17 protein-coding genes are annotated in these 17,471 nt (G+C 29.6%); 10 read left to right on the top strand and 7 right to left on the bottom strand.

The features are described 5' to 3' along the window. Position 1: 1 nt before the first annotated feature. The gene (locus ACSIGE_RS06120) at positions 2 to 2,836 is read right to left on the bottom strand and encodes a gliding motility-associated C-terminal domain-containing protein (protein WP_440881888.1); all 2,835 of its coding nucleotides are present in this window, start codon (positions 2,834 to 2,836) and stop codon (positions 2 to 4) included. Positions 2,837 to 3,121: 285 nt separating this feature from the next. Here ACSIGE_RS06120 and ACSIGE_RS06115 point away from each other — a divergent pair, with 285 nt between their 5' ends. From ACSIGE_RS06115 to ACSIGE_RS06100, 4 genes are all read left to right on the top strand, one after another. Then, a complete protein-coding gene (locus tag ACSIGE_RS06115) occupies positions 3,122 to 4,474 on the top strand; it encodes a UDP-N-acetylmuramate--L-alanine ligase (protein ID WP_440881887.1) in 1,353 nt (450 codons plus the stop codon). A 178-nt stretch (positions 4,475 to 4,652) separates the two neighbouring features. Then, the gene (locus ACSIGE_RS06110) at positions 4,653 to 4,823 is read left to right on the top strand and encodes a DUF5522 domain-containing protein (protein WP_440881886.1); all 171 of its coding nucleotides are present in this window, start codon (positions 4,653 to 4,655) and stop codon (positions 4,821 to 4,823) included. 32 nt (positions 4,824 to 4,855) lie between these two features. Further along, positions 4,856 to 5,557, top strand: coding sequence for a DUF4197 domain-containing protein (locus ACSIGE_RS06105; protein WP_440881885.1), 702 nt, complete (start codon positions 4,856 to 4,858; stop codon positions 5,555 to 5,557). Between the two features lie 117 nt (positions 5,558 to 5,674). Beyond that, on the top strand, positions 5,675 to 5,872 hold the full coding sequence (locus ACSIGE_RS06100) for a Lacal_2735 family protein (RefSeq protein ID WP_440881884.1): 198 nt from the start codon (positions 5,675 to 5,677) through the stop codon (positions 5,870 to 5,872). Here ACSIGE_RS06100 and ACSIGE_RS06095 read toward each other — a convergent pair. After that, complete coding sequence (locus ACSIGE_RS06095) at positions 5,855 to 6,652, bottom strand: ABC transporter substrate-binding protein (protein ID WP_440881883.1); 798 nt, start codon at positions 6,650 to 6,652, stop codon at positions 5,855 to 5,857. The genes ACSIGE_RS06100 and ACSIGE_RS06095 overlap by 18 nt on opposite strands. A gap of 157 nt (positions 6,653 to 6,809) precedes the next feature. After that, on the bottom strand, positions 6,810 to 7,625 hold the full coding sequence (gene pyrF, locus ACSIGE_RS06090) for an orotidine-5'-phosphate decarboxylase (protein ID WP_440881882.1): 816 nt from the start codon (positions 7,623 to 7,625) through the stop codon (positions 6,810 to 6,812). A 63-nt stretch (positions 7,626 to 7,688) separates the two neighbouring features. Between pyrF and ACSIGE_RS06085 the strand changes: the two genes are divergently transcribed. From ACSIGE_RS06085 to ACSIGE_RS06060, 6 genes are all read left to right on the top strand, one after another. Next, entirely contained in the window at positions 7,689 to 8,765 is a 1,077-nt protein-coding gene (locus ACSIGE_RS06085; protein WP_440881881.1) for an ABC transporter permease, read from the top strand. 45 nt (positions 8,766 to 8,810) lie between these two features. Next, positions 8,811 to 9,287 (top strand): thioredoxin family protein, encoded by a 477-nt coding sequence (locus ACSIGE_RS06080; RefSeq protein WP_440881880.1) that lies wholly within the window; start codon positions 8,811 to 8,813, stop codon positions 9,285 to 9,287. A 132-nt stretch (positions 9,288 to 9,419) separates the two neighbouring features. Further along, positions 9,420 to 10,178 carry a triose-phosphate isomerase gene (gene tpiA / locus ACSIGE_RS06075; RefSeq protein WP_440881879.1) on the top strand — a complete coding sequence of 253 codons (759 nt, stop codon included), beginning with the start codon at positions 9,420 to 9,422 and terminating at the stop codon, positions 10,176 to 10,178. A gap of 6 nt (positions 10,179 to 10,184) precedes the next feature. Next, a complete protein-coding gene (gene prmA / locus ACSIGE_RS06070; protein ID WP_440881878.1) occupies positions 10,185 to 11,018 on the top strand; it encodes a 50S ribosomal protein L11 methyltransferase in 834 nt (277 codons plus the stop codon). A gap of 6 nt (positions 11,019 to 11,024) precedes the next feature. Further along, complete coding sequence (locus ACSIGE_RS06065; RefSeq protein WP_440881877.1) at positions 11,025 to 11,300, top strand: ATP-dependent Clp protease adaptor ClpS; 276 nt, start codon at positions 11,025 to 11,027, stop codon at positions 11,298 to 11,300. Between the two features lies 1 nt (position 11,301). Beyond that, a complete protein-coding gene (locus ACSIGE_RS06060; RefSeq protein ID WP_440881876.1) occupies positions 11,302 to 11,586 on the top strand; it encodes a hypothetical protein in 285 nt (94 codons plus the stop codon). Positions 11,587 to 12,133: 547 nt separating this feature from the next. Here the strand turns inward: ACSIGE_RS06060 and ACSIGE_RS06055 are convergent. The 4 genes from ACSIGE_RS06055 to ACSIGE_RS06040 are packed head-to-tail and all read right to left on the bottom strand — an operon-like array spanning position 12,134 to position 17,255. After that, positions 12,134 to 13,525: a TolC family protein gene (locus ACSIGE_RS06055; protein ID WP_440881875.1), complete on the bottom strand. Its 1,392-nt coding sequence runs from the start codon at positions 13,523 to 13,525 to the stop codon at positions 12,134 to 12,136. A gap of 37 nt (positions 13,526 to 13,562) precedes the next feature. Then, entirely contained in the window at positions 13,563 to 14,915 is a 1,353-nt protein-coding gene (locus tag ACSIGE_RS06050; RefSeq protein WP_440881874.1) for an HlyD family secretion protein, read from the bottom strand. Between the two features lie 11 nt (positions 14,916 to 14,926). Then, positions 14,927 to 16,585, bottom strand: coding sequence for a peptidase domain-containing ABC transporter (locus ACSIGE_RS06045; RefSeq protein WP_440881873.1), 1,659 nt, complete (start codon positions 16,583 to 16,585; stop codon positions 14,927 to 14,929). Further along, positions 16,575 to 17,255 (bottom strand): TetR/AcrR family transcriptional regulator, encoded by a 681-nt coding sequence (locus tag ACSIGE_RS06040; protein WP_440881872.1) that lies wholly within the window; start codon positions 17,253 to 17,255, stop codon positions 16,575 to 16,577. The genes ACSIGE_RS06045 and ACSIGE_RS06040 overlap by 11 nt, the downstream gene beginning before the upstream one ends. Positions 17,256 to 17,471 lie beyond the last annotated feature (216 nt).

Genomic DNA, 17,471 nt, shown 5'->3' with positions numbered 1-17,471 from the left:
ACTACTTACTTAAATATATTTTTCCTTGCTTCTCCGGTTTATTATCTTTGTTATATCTTAAAATATAGTAATATACTCCACTAGTAGCGTTTTGTTGTGTTGTTGAGTTTTTACCATCCCATTTTGGTGAACTTTTGTTTCCTTGAAATAAAATTTGACCATACCTGTTATAAATTTCAAATGTATAATTTGGGTAGAAGTAATTAATATTAGGTATGAAATAATTTTCATTAACGCCATCATTATTTGGAGAAAAGCCATCGGGGATAAAAAAGTAGTGCTCCTCTGCAGAACAGTTTTCTAATGAAAAAGTGAGCGGAATTCTATTGCTTTCACAGTTATAAGTAATGTTAACATTAGCAACGTAATAAGTAATGCTTTCTTTAATTAAAACTGAATTATCCAAAGTAGTTTCCTCATCGGGTGAAGTATACCATACAAGTTCATGATCTGTATTGCCAGTAATATTATTTTCAATATCCATTAATGTAATATTGTCAAGAGCACAAAGCGCTGTTTCACCAGTATAATTAGGTGTGGGAGGGGTTAATACAGTTGGAGTAACTTCTAGTCGATTAGCGTTTTCACAACCATTAATATTTTCAACAGCGAAGTAAGAGGCTTCGTTCACCAAAACTGTAGTATCAGCTAGTTGGTTGCCTCCTTGAATGCTATCATACCAAACTACATTTTCCGGATTAACTGAAATAACCTCTAAATCAGCTATGGTTGGTATGTCTTTATCACAGAAAATAGGTCGTGTATTATCACTTCTAACTTCCTGAGGATTTATAAGAGCAACAGTTACCTTTGATCGTTCTGAACTCCTGCAATTATTATCAGTATTCTTTGAGCTTACATAATAGGTTACTCCGTCTTCTAAATTTATTCCACTGCCTAAAGGTACGTCAGAAGTTTCGCTTTCATACCATTCTAAATTCGTTCCCTGGGTAACTACTAAATCTGCAATGGTAGGTAAATTAGGAGCATAATCAGGTAAACAGAAAGACTGATTTACTTCGAGTACAGGTTTTTCAGGATTTCCGCCTATTGAAAAGTTTTTTCTTGTTTCAAATTCTGTTTTTTCTCTACAAGGGGTCACGTCATTTTGAGTACTTTGCAAAATGATTTCGTAAGAGCCATCTTCTAAGTGTCCTAAACTTAGGTTAAATTCAGATAATCCCCCTGCAATGTCATTTGTATTATCAAATACAATTTGATTTGTTGTTAAGTTTCTAATATTATAGGATATTTTATAATTACCATTGCTAAGAAGTGGAGCATCAATTGAAACTCCGATATCAGAAGCGTCACAAGAATTATCGATATTAAGATCAAGTACAATATCGTCAGGAACTCTTCTAACGATGAAGTTTTGATCTATACAACCAGTACCATTTTCGGGAGTAGCAGTAAATTCAATCTTATAATTATTGCTTGTTTTTGGAAAGCTAGACATATCAAGATCAAGAATACCCTCACCGTTATTAAAATTTACACTTTGATTTGAAACAACAGACTCTTGATTGGTTGTCATGTCAGTAATGATATAATTTACTAACAGCGTATCATTTGATAAGAATCCATTGTTATCTGTCAGATTAGTTATTTTCGCTTCTATTATATTATTCATATAACAGATGTCTGGAATTTCAATACTTGGATGAAAGATTGTAAAAATATCTTCTGTGGCTATCAGATTATCGCAGCTTATACCTCTGATATTTGTAATTTCTTTTGTTCTTATGGTGTAATTTCCAGGAGCTAGGGTGTTGTTAGGAAGTGATACTTCATGGTTAATTGTAACACCTTTTGAGTCAGCCATTTCTATATTATTGATAATATCTGAAAATACGACAGAGTTATTTGAGTCGAGAATTTCATATTCTAAGTTATAAGTGATAAAAATAGAACCAGGTCTTTGATGTTGAATTTCAAAATTTAAAGATTCATCAAGGCATTGATTATCTACAAAAAAATTGGCAGATATATCAGGGATTTGAACAACAACTGAACTTTTTCTTTCGGAACAATTACCGTGAGTAGGAAATACTGTATATTCAAAAATATATTCACCGGAGCCAAAACTATTGAAAATTTCTTCTATGTTAATAATGGAGTCATCGAAAGAAGTAATTTGCCCTACTGAGCTAACATCTTCCCAAATTCCATTTGAGTCCTCTCCACTTAAATAATCTAGTAAATCAACCTCTCGATAAGCGGAAAAGTCTTCGGTTGAACATATGGTTAAATTCTCCGGATTACCAGGGTTAGGTGCTCTATGAACTTCAAGTATTACATCGGCGGATCTTTCCGAACATGTATCGACAGAACCCACAGTGTATGTGAGTGTATAAGTTCCAGGTCCTGCAGCAGAAGCATTAAAGAATTTTTCGTTAACAAACATAGCAACACTTGAGTCTCTAGCTCCCCAAGTACCATTAATGTCAGCAGTTAAGCTTGTTAGTTTGTTGTCAAGAAAAATAAATAAATCGACAGCGCTATCATCACTACAAGCGTTAGCTCCACCAGCTACATTATCTTCGCCAGGATATCCGCCTAATGACACAGTAACACTCGCCTTTTCGATACAGTTTGGATGTGAATAAGTGAATTCATAAGTACCAAATTGATTTATTGACCAGAGATTTAAAATACCAGTATCGCTTGAAAGGGCATTCTTTATAACTGGATTTACAGATATCCAAGTACCGCCTAGTTCAGGTGATCCATTGAGGTGATCAAAAAGATTGAATGTTTGATTGTTGGGATCATTATCTTTCTCACAAATAGTTATAAATCCATCGCTTCCTGTACATTGAGATTGAACAAGCAAAGGGAGATGAAAAAAGATTAGAAAAATGAAAGAGACATATTCGTTTTTCTTAACCGGGTATATCATGTCTTAATAATCTTAAAGATGAGTGGATTTTAATTAAATCCTTTACAAATAACAAAAAAAACATTTAAAAATTGTAACTAAAATACAATTTTTTATTGTATTTAAGTGGTTGTTTTGCAGTTATTTAATTGTTTTTTTATGGTTTTTTTTTAAGCAAAGAATTTAAATAAATCATCTTGTCGCCTTTTTCTTCAGTATATTTACCCAAAATAAAGTGGAATGAGAATACATTTTATAGCCATTGGAGGAAGCGCAATGCATAATCTAGCAATAGCATTGCATAAAAAAGGGTACGAGATCACAGGAAGTGATGATATTATTCATGAGCCGTCAAGTTCTCGATTGAAAACATTTGGCCTTTTACCTAAAAAGTTTGGTTGGTTTGAAGGTAATGTTACTACAGATTTAGATATCGTAATATTGGGAATGCATGCAAAAAGTGACAATCCAGAACTATTAAGGGCTAAAGACTTGGGACTTAAAATATATTCTTATCCAGAGTTCCTTTATGAGCATTCACGAATGAAAACTCGCGTAGTTATTGGAGGTTCTCACGGAAAAACAACGATAACGTCCATGATACTGCATGTTTTGAAGTACCATGAGGTAGACACAGATTATATGGTAGGAGCTCAAATAGAAGGCTTTGAAAACATGGTTCATTTAACAGATTCTAACGATTTTATAGTTTTAGAAGGAGATGAATATTTAAGTTCTCCAATTGATATGAGGCCCAAATTTCATCTCTATAAACCGAACATAGCTTTACTAAGCGGTATTGCATGGGATCATATAAATGTATTTCCAACCTTTGAAAATTATAGAGAACAGTTTGCTATTTTTACAGAGTCTTTAACTAATGGAGGTATAATGGTTTATAATGAAGAAGATGATAATGTGGTTAAAGTAGTAGAAACTTCCCAGAATTCGATTAAAAGATACCCCTACAGTACGCCAGATTATTCAATCGTTGATGGAGTAACTTATATTGATACTTCTGATGGTCCTATGCCGTTGCAAGTTTTTGGAGAACATAATCTGCAAAATTTAGCAGGAGCAAAATGGATTTGTCAGCATATGGGAATTGATGAAGATGATTTTTATGAAGCTATAGAAAGTTTTAAGGGAGCTAATAAAAGATTGGAAAAGTTAGCAGAAAGCAGAAAAACTTTGATTTTTAAAGATTTTGCTCATAGTCCGAGTAAGGTAAAAGCAACAACGTTGGCTGTGAAAAATCAATACAAGTCAAAGTCAATACTTGCATGTCTGGAACTTCATACTTACAGTAGTTTAAACAAAGAATTTTTAAAAGAGTATCAAGGAGCCTTAGATGAAGTAGATGAAGCGGTTGTATTTTATTCTCCAGAAGCCGTTAAAATTAAAAGGTTGGAAGAAGTTTCTGTAGAGCAAATAAAAAAATCTTTTAATATCAAAAATCTTAGAGTTTTTACCAATCCTAAAGAGTTTAAAAGCTTCTTGTTTAGTACATCGCTGGAAGATAGGGTTTTATTGTTAATGAGCTCAGGAAACTATGGAGGACTAAATCTAGAAGAGCTTAAAGTTTTAGTTTAGACTTCATAATATAGTATTCGTTATTTCTTTTTTTAATTTAGTTTTTTGACTATGATGGCTTAATATATAATTTTTAGAGAAGTGAAAATATTTATAATCAAATCATGTAACTTATTGATTGGTATAAAAATGTATACGTTATTTAATATTTTTATAAAATAGATATTATTTTTGTTTTATGTATAATAAAAGAATAACACTAGAGGAAGAAGATTATTATTTTAACAGTCAGGGTTATAGGGTTTTTACGAAGAAATTTCATTTGAAAAGAGGATATTGTTGCAAAAGTGGTTGTAAGCACTGTCCGTATGGTTATGATAAAAAAACAGATTCTTTTTTAAGAAAATAATAATAAATAAAAGATTATCAAATAGGATGCACATGAAAAAAATAATTGTATTACTTGTTATGTTTCAATTTTTAGGATGTCATGAGTTACAAAAAGTTGTCAATCAGATCCCGGTTAAGGAGTTGTTGTCTCAGGAACAAATAGGTGAAGGGTTGCGTCAGGCTTTAGATAATGGGATAAGAAATCAAGTGAGTAAATTAACTGCTATTGATGGTTTTTATGGGAATAGTTTGGTTAAAATATTGTTACCTAAAGAATTAAATGATGTAGACAGAGGTTTAAGAAAGATAGGACTTGGGAACTTGGCAGATAAAGGGATAAGAGCCATGAATAGAACAGCTGAAGAGGCAGTGAAAAAAGCAACACCTATTTTTGTTGATGCTATCAAAAATATAACTTTTATGGATGCAAAAAACATACTCTTAGGTAATCAAAATGCAGCAACTAGGTATTTAGAGGGCAAGACAAATGAAAAGCTATATGTTGAGTTTCATCCAGTGATAAAAAAATCATTTATAAACGTTGGTGCTGATAAGATATGGAAAAATTTAATTTTAAAATATAATAGCATCCCTTTTGTAGATAAGGTAAATCCTGATTTAACAGATTATGTAACAAAACAGGCATTGAATGGAGTTTATACTATGATTGCCGTTGAAGAGAAAGGCATACGAGAAAAAGTCGGTTTAAGAAATACAACACTTTTAAAAAAAGTATTTGCTTTGCAAGATTAACAATTATTTTGAGTAACTAAAAAGTAATCTTGAACATTATTTCAAATTAAAATAACTTAGAAATAATATTTCATTAATTAAATCATTGCTTATATTTGAGTAAATGATAGTATAAAAATGTTACGAATAAACCAAATACAATGTTACAAAGAGTATCTCGAAGAGCGTTATGATAGGCTTATTGAGAGATCAAATGATTATCGGTATGTTGATGAATGCAAGAGTGATCGTTCTGCATTTAAAGCAATGAAAATTTTAGATAAATTGAATAAAATCAAATACCTTAACAAGGAACTTTCAAATTCGGCTATGTAGTTCTTTAAAATAATCGAAAGCTTTAAGAACTCTACTGCCATACCAAGAAAACATTTCTCCGTCAACAAAAACGACTCTTACATTTTTAAAATGTTCTCTTATTTCAAATATATGTTTGTTTCTAAACGGATAGGGCTCTGAAGACAGTAAAATAAGATCAGGAGACTCTTGTTGTTCACTTATTTCTTTCAAATTTATTTGGGGATATCTTGATATGTGTGCAAATATATTTTGAAAATTATTTAGGTCTAATAAATGATTAATGAAGTTGTCATTTCCAGCAACCATCCATGGATCCCGCCATATGAAGTAAATTACTTTTTTTTGAGGTACCCCTGATATAAACTTTTTAAACGTTTCTATTTTAGTATTTAGTCTGTTAATTATTTTACGGCTAGCTATGTCGCAAGCAAATATTTTACCATATTGATTAATTAAGTTTTTGAGGTCATTTAATGAATAGATGTTTGAAACATGTGTGGTGGTAATATAATTGCATAATTTAACAATTTCTTCAGTGTTTTCTTCTTTATTACAGATAATTATATCTGGGTTTAATGATTTGATTTTCTCTAACTTTATATTTTTTGTACCCCCAACGACAGCGACTGTTTTTTTTATATGTTCTGGATGTACACAAAATTTAGTCACTCCAACTAAAAAATTCTCTAAGCCAAGATCAATAAGTAACTCTGTTTGACTTGGGACTAATGAAATTATTCTTCTTATGGGCTTTGAAATAGTAATATTTTGACCAATTTGATCTATTATTTTTATCACTTTTATCTTTTTTATTAAGTTATTTAAAGATTAAGTTTAATATTTTCTTTTCTAAATAGAATAAACCCGAGATGCTTTTAGGAAGTGTGTCATATTTCAAATATCTGTAAGCGAGATAGGTGCCATGAGTAAAAATTAGTAAAAAAGTAAACTAATACTATATCGATAAAAAGAGTTCCATTTGTTGTTGCAGAAGTTTGGCTTTGTCTCTGGCTTTTTTTGCAAAATCAATATTATGACCAGCATATATAACATCTCTTGAAGAGTTGATTAATAATCCAATTTGTTCATTGAGTCCAAACTTACAAACTTCTTTTAAGTTTCCTCCTTGAGCTCCAACACCAGGAACTAATAAAAAATTATCAGGTATTATCTTTCTTATTTCTTTTATATATTCAGTTTTTGTAGCGCCAACTACATACATAAGATTTTGAGAATTTTCCCAGCTTTTTGATGTTTCTAATACTTGTTTGTATAATTCTTTAGTATCAATTTTTTTCGTTTGAAAATCAAAAGCACCCTCATTTGAGGTCAAGGCTAATAGTATCGTATGTTTCTTCTTAAAATTAAGAAATGGTTCTATCGAGTCTTTACCCATATAGGGAGCTACAGTAATACTATCAAATGCGAGGTCTTCAAAAAAAGCTTTGGCATACATTGCTGAGGTATTACCAATATCACCTCTTTTAGCATCGGCAATAGTGAAAATAGTAGGATATTTATCGTTAAGATATTTTATTGTCTTTTCAAGAGCGTTCCACCCTTTCAATCCATAGGCTTCATAGAATGCAGTATTAGGTTTGTAAGCTACACACAATTCATTAGTTGCATCTATAATTTCTTTATTAAAAGCAAATATTGGATCTTCTTCATTAAGAAGGTGTGGTGGGATTCTACTTAAATCTACATCCAGCCCTATACACAAAAAAGTTTTTTTTCTTTTAATTTCAGCTACAAGTTGTTGCGTTGTCATAAGTTTTAATAAAAGTTAGACAAAAATAATCAAATTTGAGAGTTTATTTTATATTTGTTTTTAATGTTTCAATATATAATTAGTAAGTTATTTTATGGTATTCTTACTCTTTTTGGAGTAGCTACTGTTATTTTTTTTCTTTTTCATATCCTTCCAGGAGATCCTGCACGAATGATGTTAGATCAACGTGAGAATACTGAGCAATTGAAAAATATTCGAAAAAAGTATGGGTTTGATCAGCCTTTTCTTAAACAATATGTTTATTACATAAATGATATTTCTCCTTTATCTGTTCATAGTGCTTCAGATAGTAGCTATTTTTTTTTAGATCCAAAAAAGTATAATTCTTTTTTTGTTATAAATTTTGGAGAGATAAAAGTTGTTTTGAAAGCACCGTACTTGAGACAATCTTTTCAAAAAAATGGTAAAAATGTCTCAGAGGTTCTTGAGGAAACACTACCTAATACTTTTGTGCTGGCTTTTTCAGCAATAACCATAGCAATAATTATCGGAATATTTTTGGGGATTCTATGTGCAATTTTTAAAGATTCAATTTATGATAAATTAGTCGCAGTTTTAAGTACTCTTGGTATGAGTGTTCCATCTTTTTTCTCAGCAATTTTAGTTGCTTGGGTTTTTGGCTTTGTTTTACATGACTTAACTGGTTTAAAAATGACTGGAAGTCTTTATGAAGTTGATGATTTTGGAGAAAATGTTTACATTAATTGGCGTAATTTAATATTACCGTCTTTTGTGTTGGGAATAAGACCTTTGGCTGTTATCATTCAACTGATGAGAAATTCATTATTAGAGGTTCTAAACGAAGATTACATAAGAACAGCGAGAGCAAAAGGACTTTCTGAATTTAAAATAATTAAGAGTCACGCTTTAAAAAATTCTTTAAATCCTGTAATAACTGCAATTTCTGGATGGTTTGCTTCAATGCTAGCAGGAGCTGTATTTGTAGAATATATTTTTAATTGGAACGGCTTAGGAAAGGAAATTGTAAATTCTTTAAATACTTTAGATCTTCCCGTTATAATGGGAAGCGTGCTTACAATAGCCTTATTTTTTGTAATTATTAACATATTTGTTGATGTTATTTATAAATGGCTAGACCCAAGAGTTAATTTTAGATAATATATTTATTTTTTTACGTTTATTTATTGATGTTAATTTTTAAAAATGAAAAGTTTATTATTTTTATTTCTATTACTAACTAGTTGTGGTGTATTTCACCCCATTAAATTCAATAATCTCTCATTAAATGAGAAATTAGTAGATGTGAAACGTGAATCAATCCAATTCTCTGAAGTCTTAAAGGAAGCTGAAAATCAAAAGAAAACATTAATTCATATATATGCAAGCTACTGTCCTTTTAGTCAAAAAAGCCGGGAAGACGTGGTTAAATTACAATCAGAAAGCAACAATTTTAATTATATTTCATTGTCTGTTGATCATTCTTATCATGACTGGAAAAGAGAATTAAAAAATATACCTATTAAAGGAAAGCATTATTATCTGTCAAGTAAAGATAAGGGAGCTTTAGGAAATTTCTTAAAGCTTAAAAAAGTTCCCAGATTTTTGATTTTAGATGAAGAGGATGATATTTTAATCTTTAAATCTTCAAATCTTTCAAGGTTAAAACGGAAATTAAAATAATATTGATTTTATATGATACTTTACTTATACATTTCTTTCATTATTTATAGAGAAAACGTTTTAGAAAATACCTAAAAAAAATGATGTACTTTTGCTTAATAACAAACTTCAATAACAATAAAACTTATAATAGTGAGAAAAAACATTATTGCAGGTAACTGGAAAATGAATAAAAATCTTAGTGAGGCTAAGGAATTAATCAAGGGAATTAAGGAAGGAGTATTGTTAGAAAAGATAAACAATACAAGGATTATTGTTGCACCGAGTTTTGTGAATCTACTTTCTGTTGTAAAAGTTACAGAAGAGTCGATTATCGAAGTGGCCGCTCAGAACGTGCATGAATTAAATAGTGGGGCTTTTACAGGAGAGGTATCAGCAAACATGTTATCGGGAATAGGTGTTAAATCTGTTATAGTTGGACATTCTGAACGAAGAAGTATCTATGCAGAGTCGAATGAGTTACTAGCTAAGAAGATTGATGGAGCGTTAGCTAATAAAATGGAAGTCATATTTTGTTTTGGAGAGTCACTAGAAGATAGAACGTTAGGAAAACAATTTCAAGTAATAGAGGAACAGTTAAAAAGCAGTCTGTTTCACTTACCAGAAGAGGTTTTTGCTAGTATTATTTTAGCGTACGAACCTGTTTGGGCAATTGGTACAGGAGAAACAGCAACGCCAGAACAAGCTCAAGAAATGCATTTGTATATAAGGAATCTATTAAAGAAAAATTACAACGAAAAACTGTCTGATAATATTTCGATATTGTATGGAGGTAGTGTTAAACCCTCAAATGCAAAAGAAATTTTTTCAAAACCTGATGTTGATGGGGGATTAATTGGAGGAGCGTCATTGAATTCAAGTGATTTTTTAAAAATAATTGAATCTATTTAAACTAAAATGGACAACGTTTATACAGAATATAACTTTAAAATAGTGCCCAAAGATCCTGGTACTGAAATTTTAATAGCAGAACTAGGTGCTGTTGGTTTTGAGAGCTTTGTTGAGAATGAAAATGGATGTATTGCTTACATCCAACAGAATCATTGGCAAGAAAATATACTTAATGATATCTATATTTTAAACTCAGGAGAATTCAAAATAGAGTATTCTTTCCAGAAAATAAAGCAAACGAATTGGAATGAAGAGTGGGAGAAAAACTTTAGTCCTATTATTGTAGAAGACAAAATAAGCATAAGAGCTCCTTTTCATGATAGTTTAAATTGCGAATTTGATATAGTTATAGAGCCTAAAATGAGCTTTGGAACAGGTCATCATGAAACAACATATATGATGCTTCAACACCTGTTAAAACAGGATGTTACCAATAAAAAAGTGTTAGATATGGGGTGTGGTACAGGAATTTTAGCGATATTTGCTGAAATGAGAGGGGCAAAACCAATTGACGCTATTGATATAGATTCTTGGTGTTACTTAAATTCTTTAGAAAACGTTGAACGAAATAACTGTAAAAATATTTCAGTTTTTGAAGGAGATTCAAATCTAATTAAAGAAAAAAAATACGATCTAATTATAGCTAACATTAATAGAAATATTTTATTAAATGATATAGGTATTTACTTACAGTGTTTGAATGATGAAGGAAATATATTATTGAGTGGGTTTTACAAAGAAGATGTATCAATCCTAGATGGTGAACTTACAAAAAGAAATTTATCTTTGATCAAACAAATAGAAAGAAATAATTGGGTTGCCTTACATTATAAAAAATAGTATAAGATGAGTACAGTTGAAAAAATTCAAGAAGAATTAGATCTTCTTATGCAGGAGGATAATAAATATGAAATTATTTTATATAATGACGATATTAACACATTTGATTTTGTAATTGATAGTTTGATTAGTGTTTGTGATCATACACTTGAACAGGCGGAACAATGTACAATACTTGTTCATTATAAAGGAAAATGTACTGTTAAAACAGGAGAATATAAAGAGTTGAAGTCAAAGTGTTCTAAGTTATTAGACTTAGGGCTTTCTGCTGAAATAGTTTAAAATGGAGAATGTTTTTAAATATTATGAGTTTTCCAGTTTTTTTGAGGATAAATCAGAAACATTTTTAGAATCTTCAATAAGCTATACTGAATTAAACGAACAATATTTCTTAATTTTTGAGAAAAAAAAAATAGTAGAAAGGGAAGTATATAATTTATATGTTTCAAAATATAAATCAAAGAAAAGTATAGGAGCTGAGAAGCCTGAAATATTAGAATTATTAGTTGAAAATTATGATAAATCTATACCAGAGCATAGAATAATTATAAAAAAATATATGTATTAAGAAAAAAAATATTTTTTTTTGTGACTAAATAAATAATTTTGTGTCAAATAAATGTAATAATTAATAAAAAAACATAGTGAAAACTATAAATTAAAAAAAAAACAGAAATAATTAGTAATAGTTTGTTTTCACTAAATAAGAAATTCCTATTTTAGCGTTATGGATTTCATTACCAAAGGATTCGATTTAAAAACGAATCATCAAATGATACTCATGTTAGAATAAAAGCAATTTTTTTAAAAATATATACAATAGTAGTAGTTAGTTTTTATACTAAGTTTGGTTAGACGAAAAGGCCTTGAATGTTTATTCAAGGTCTTTTTAATTAGTTCAGAAAGTAAAGTAGTCAAAAGAAGCCTTTTTTATTTAGAAACTTGTAAATTTTACTTTATAGAATAATTAAAAACTAAAATTAGTTTTTGTGTGTATTACACAATATTGCTAATAAGCAATATTATAACAAGAAAACACCTTATATTTAATTTAGAAAGATGCTTGAACGATCATTTATTTTGCAATAATTTTAAATCGTGAAATGATATAAATTCTATATTGAGTATTTATTTAGAGTTCTTAATAATTCTGATTTTGAAAGAAGATATTTATACTCTGTATCAATAAATTTTAATTGATTTTCTATTAGTTTTACTTCTCTGTAGTTAACTAAAAAGAGAGAACCTTCTCCTAGGCTAAATTTACGCTCTTCACTTTTTACTAAACTTTCGTAGTCAGTAATAAGTTCATTTAGTATAATATACTGTTGCTCATATGACTCTATTTGTTTTACTGTAGCATTTATTTTGTTTTTTAAATTGACTTTATTCGTAGCAATATCAAAATTTAGTTCCTTGATTTTAAGTTTTATTAATTTTAATTCTCCTCGCTCTTTTCTTAAAAACAAGGGGAAATTCATTTTAATGCCACCTTTATAATTAGACGTGTTAAATGAGTTTATACTTCTGTATTTAGATGAAAGAAAGTTGTATTGAATATCAAGTTTAGGAAGCAAATTGTTTAATCTTAATTTTTTTTCAACGATCATACTTTTCTTTTTTAGTTCGAGTTTAATTAGTTTGGGGTGATATTCTATATTAAATTGATTAGCATTTTTAATTGATGAGTTTAATACTTGATCGATAATTTTAATAGTTTTGTTGTCGGGGTATATTTCTTCTTTTAGTTCAAGAGGTGTATTCCCGACAGTCCATAAAAAATTACTCGTTTCTAATTTTATTTTAATGTAATTAATTTTTGCTTTTTCAAGGTCTAATTTTCTGTTTTTTAAATTAATACTAGCCTCTAGTGTGTCAATGGCTGGTTTATCTCCAGATTCAAAGCTTTTTTTGATATTTAGTAATCTTGTTTGAGCATTTGATAGATAGTTTAGATAGATTTCTTTCGAACGATAAGATTTTAACCATTTAAAATACGTTTTTGTAGCTTCGTAAATAATTTTATTTATTAAAATTTTTTGCTCTTGTTTAGTTTGTAAATTAAATAATTTTGCTTTTTTCAAAGCGGCCATTCTATCATTTATGAGAAGCCCTCTCATAAGAGACATGGACACACCAGCACTTAAAAGTCCTTCTTTAGGCGTTTTTAGTTCTGGATTTAAGTATATTCCATCATTTGTTTCATAATTAGCCTTAATTTCGACTCCATACCATGTAGGAATTTTAAAAGTATTACTTAGTTTATTATAGTATCTAGTTTGTTTGAATAATTTTTTATCAAAATCAATTTCAATTTTAGGGTCAAAACCGCCACGAGCTTTCATTAATTTGACTTCACCTTCAGAGGAGATTAATTTAGCTTGCTTTACAATTGGATGAAATTTTTTTACATATCCTAAGTATTCTTCTAAGGATAGCATGTCTGAATTTTTTTGGGAAAAAAGAGAGAGACTTATAAGGTAAAAAAAGAATAAAAGCTTTTTCATTAATTTACAAGTTTATGTTCTAGAGGGGTTGCTTAATTTATTTTTTATTCGTAGTTATTGGCTTTTTTTGTGGTTGGTAAAAATTAGGTGGAAAACTGTTTATCTGACGCCATAATTCATACCAAATAGGAACATTTTCTAATAAGGCTATTGTCCTAGCACCAGAGCCAATCCTTATAGCAGTTGGCCAAGACGCAGTATTGTCATCAGGAATCAATAGTACTCGAAACATCCCATTACTGCTTATAAAGTTTTCAATAGCTACAACTTTAGCTCCATAGGTACCATAGGATAGATTTGGCCACCCACTAAACACAATCGCTGGCCATCCGTCAAATTGAACTCTTACTTTTTCTTCAAGATGAATAAGAGGAAGGTCAATAGGTCTAACAAACATTTCTACTGCTAAGTCATAATTGGCAGGCATAATACTTACAAGTTCTTCTCCTGCTTTAAAAGTTTCACCTAAGCCAGATTTAATAGCTTTATTAATGAAGCCATCCTGAGGTGCAGTTATAAACATTAAGCTACCTCTTTTTTTATAATTAGCAAAGTTGGTTTCTAATTTAGATACTTGAACTTCTGCATCAAAACTATTTGATTGTGCAGTGAAAAGACTACTTTTAGCTTTAGCAATTTTATCTGCATAAGTTGTCATTAAAGTTGAAATTGCCAGCTCGGCATTTATAACTTTATTTTTTGAGGATAGAAGCTTGTTTTGTTGAGAAATTAATTTAGCATTCGCTTCTAATTGCTTAGCTTTTTTCTCTTCAACATCTTTTACAGCTTTGAGCCCTTCTTTTTGAAGAGATACTGTTCTTTCAAATTGAATTTTAGCAATATCATTTTTTGTTTTTATAGCTTCTAAATCGATACTATCGCTTTTAACAGTCAGAAGAGCCTGGGTAAGTTTATTTTTAACTTGATCTAATTTTAAAATTCGTTCTTGATTTAAGGCTTTTATTTGATTTTGAAGAGCAAAAATTTTGTTTTTATATGCTGTAACGGATAAGGATTTAGCACTAAGCTGAGACCCCGTTCTTTCCGTTAATTTCTTATCAAAATAATCACTTTTTATTTCTGAAATTCTAAGTATAGTGTCACCTTTTTTTACTAAATCTCCCTCTTGAACAAACCATTCTTCAATTCTTCCAGGTATTTGAGACTGTAATGTTTGGGGTCTTTGACTTGGTTTTAATGTAGTTACATTACCTTTCCCTGAAATATTTTGAGTCCAAGGAAGAAATAATATTACAAAAAGAATTAAAATGAAAATAAGTAAAAAATTTTTAAACTTTTTATGATACTCTCTTGTAAAAATCTCTTGGCCCGATTTAAGAGAGGTCAAATCTATATTTTTAGAGATATTATTTTTTGAAATGTTTAGCATAAAGACGTGCTTTAATTTTTTATGTTTCCTTTTTCTAATACAATATTTTTATTGCATTTGTCTTTCCAGTTAGGGTTACTACTAACAACAACTAAACTCCAAGGTTGTTTAGGGCTTGTTAGAAAGTCTATTATTTTTTTTGTTTCATCTCCTTTAAATTGATCAAGTGGGTCTTCCAATATTAAAACTTTTGGTTTTTTAGCTATTGCTCTAGCTAAAACAATTTTTTTTGAAATTGTGAAAGCTATTTGTTGTCCCTCTGGTTTAAGTATTGTATTGAGCCCTTTTGGTTGTGTTTTTATGTAGTCTGTTAGTCCTACTTTGTCAAGTATCGAAAAAATAATTTCATCGGTAATTTCTGTATTTCCAAAAGAAATATTTTCTCTAATAGTTCCTTTAAAAGGAGTTTCTTCTGATAGAGAAAGCCCTAGTTTACCTCTGTATTTTTTAATAAAAAGACTTTCAATGGATAAATTATTGATGAAGATACTTCCCGATGTTGGTAAGTTAACTCCAGAAATTAATTGTAATAAGCTAGATTTACCACTTCCACTTTCACCTTCAATAAGAATTCTATCATTAGGATTTATAGTTAATGAAATTTTATTAAGAATAGGCCTATTGAGTTCTTTTACTACATAGCTTGCTTCATGTAGTTCTATGGTAAGATTATTTTCATTTTCTATTACCTCTCCCTCTTGTGGTTCAAGAGGCTTATCGTTAACTTGACCAATTTTTTCTATTGATGTTAAAACATCATAATAAGATTCTAGTCCTAAGATTAATTTTTCAACAGAGTTAATAATTAATAAAATTATAATTTCAGCTGCTACAAATTGACCAATGTTCATTTTTTGATTTAACACAAGAAACCCCCCCATAAAGAGTAAACCAAAAGTTACTACTACCTTGAATCCAATCATTTTTTTATATTGTAGTACTAATATTTTAAAATGATTTTCCCTTGCGTTTAAATAATCTGCAACAAGGTCGTCACATTTTTGAAGTGCTAAATTAGTTTTACCAGAAACTTTAAAGCTAACAACAGCTCTAGCTACTTCTTGAAGCCAATGTGCAACTTTATATTTGTTTTTTGATTCTTCTAGACTTGTATCTAATCCTTTTTGAGCTGTGTACTTGAAAACGGCAAAAATTAACAAAACCAATAGAAGACCAAAGATTATAAAGAAAGGGTGGTAAAAAGACAAAAGAACAAGTGCAAATATGATTTGTAAAAATGCAGAAGGAACATCTATTAACAATTTAGCAAGACTTTTCTGTATCGTGAGAGTGTCAAAAAAACGATTGGCTAATTCAGGCAGGTAATAGTTGCGTAACTCACTCATTTTAATTTTGGGAAAACGATAGCTTAACTCAATAGAAGCTCTTGTGAAAATCCGTTGTTGAATTGTTTCTATTATTCGGATCTGCATCAGTTTTAAGATGCCAGAAAAAGCGACGCCACCAGTAACAAGTATAATTAAGATTATCCACGAAGCTGAAACTTGTGCTCCTTGAATTAAATTTATAATAGCTTGTATTCCTAATGGTAAAGATAGGGCAACTAAACCCTCAAAGATAGCAAAATAGGCAATCTGTAAAATATCTTTCCTTTCCAATTTAATTAATCCAAGAAACCGTTTCCAAGGAGTAAGTACATTATTTGCCATTTCGTAAAGTGTTAAGGGTTAAATTTGTTAAAAACTCTGTAGGACTTAATAACTCACTACAACTAGTTACTGAAGGGAAATGTAATTTCATGTAGTGCTGATGAAGTGCACTCTCGGTAATAGTTCCTGCTAAACTCAGTGCATATTTATAGGATTTGTCATATAGAGAGATTATTTCTGCTAGTCTTTTTATTACACGTTTATATGCTTTGAAATAACCAACTTTATTTTCGTTGTCTACCTCTTTTGTTAGGTAGCATTTTGAGTTTTCATGGATTATTATCTTATTTAGAATAACCTCGTTAATATGACCATAATTATTATCCTGCTTCGTTTTTCTAGTTACAACATCTATAGCTCGAATTAATTTATTTTTTGAGTCATTGATGCTATATGTTTCTAACACTAATTGATATTCTATCCATCCCCAATACCAAGAAGTTAGATAAATTAAAAGCTCATGCTTACTTTCAAAATATCGGTATATAGAACTTTCATTGGAACCTATTTCTTTTCCAAGCTTTTTGAAGTTAAAGTTTTCAAAACCTATTTTCTCAATTATAACGATGCTGTTTTCTATAATTCTTTTGCCCAAATTAGATGACTCAGGATCTTTAATATAGGTTCCTTCTGGAATGAAAATTTTTATATTAGAAAGTAAACCCTTCATTTTTAAGATTATTTCCTGCAAAATTAATAGTATTACTTTTGATTTTAATCGTATATTGTGTTAAAATAAAGTAAAATTTATACAAAATCTCTCTTTATTAGACGTTTATTAATATTGGTTTGATTGTTATAAAACCATAACTTCTAAAATCTACATGGTCATAATTAAAAATTTTATAAAATTGAATTTGATTTACACTTTTTAATAGGAAAGAAA

The sequence above is a fragment of the Tenacibaculum profundi genome (assembly GCF_052050075.1).
Classification (GTDB): Bacteria; Bacteroidota; Bacteroidia; order Flavobacteriales; family Flavobacteriaceae; genus Polaribacter.
This window is presented reverse-complemented; position numbering and strand designations above follow the sequence as displayed.

Excerpts from the sequence above, each read along its gene's own strand:
- ACSIGE_RS06115 (WP_440881887.1), top strand. The coding sequence starts at position 3,122 with ATGAGAATACATTTTATAGCCATTGGAGGAAGCGCAATGCATAATCTA.
- ACSIGE_RS06110 (WP_440881886.1), top strand. The coding sequence starts at position 4,653 with ATGTATAATAAAAGAATAACACTAGAGGAAGAAGATTATTATTTTAAC.
- ACSIGE_RS06105 (WP_440881885.1), top strand. The coding sequence starts at position 4,856 with ATGAAAAAAATAATTGTATTACTTGTTATGTTTCAATTTTTAGGATGT.
- ACSIGE_RS06100 (WP_440881884.1), top strand. The coding sequence starts at position 5,675 with ATGTTACGAATAAACCAAATACAATGTTACAAAGAGTATCTCGAAGAG.
- pyrF (WP_440881882.1), bottom strand. The coding sequence starts at position 7,625 with ATGACAACGCAACAACTTGTAGCTGAAATTAAAAGAAAAAAAACTTTT.
- ACSIGE_RS06085 (WP_440881881.1), top strand. The coding sequence starts at position 7,689 with ATGTTTCAATATATAATTAGTAAGTTATTTTATGGTATTCTTACTCTT.
- ACSIGE_RS06080 (WP_440881880.1), top strand. The coding sequence starts at position 8,811 with ATGAAAAGTTTATTATTTTTATTTCTATTACTAACTAGTTGTGGTGTA.
- prmA (WP_440881878.1), top strand. The coding sequence starts at position 10,185 with ATGGACAACGTTTATACAGAATATAACTTTAAAATAGTGCCCAAAGAT.
- ACSIGE_RS06065 (WP_440881877.1), top strand. The coding sequence starts at position 11,025 with ATGAGTACAGTTGAAAAAATTCAAGAAGAATTAGATCTTCTTATGCAG.
- ACSIGE_RS06060 (WP_440881876.1), top strand. The coding sequence starts at position 11,302 with ATGGAGAATGTTTTTAAATATTATGAGTTTTCCAGTTTTTTTGAGGAT.
- ACSIGE_RS06055 (WP_440881875.1), bottom strand. The coding sequence starts at position 13,525 with ATGAAAAAGCTTTTATTCTTTTTTTACCTTATAAGTCTCTCTCTTTTT.
- ACSIGE_RS06050 (WP_440881874.1), bottom strand. The coding sequence starts at position 14,915 with ATGCTAAACATTTCAAAAAATAATATCTCTAAAAATATAGATTTGACC.
- ACSIGE_RS06045 (WP_440881873.1), bottom strand. The coding sequence starts at position 16,585 with ATGGCAAATAATGTACTTACTCCTTGGAAACGGTTTCTTGGATTAATT.
- ACSIGE_RS06040 (WP_440881872.1), bottom strand. The coding sequence starts at position 17,255 with ATGAAGGGTTTACTTTCTAATATAAAAATTTTCATTCCAGAAGGAACC.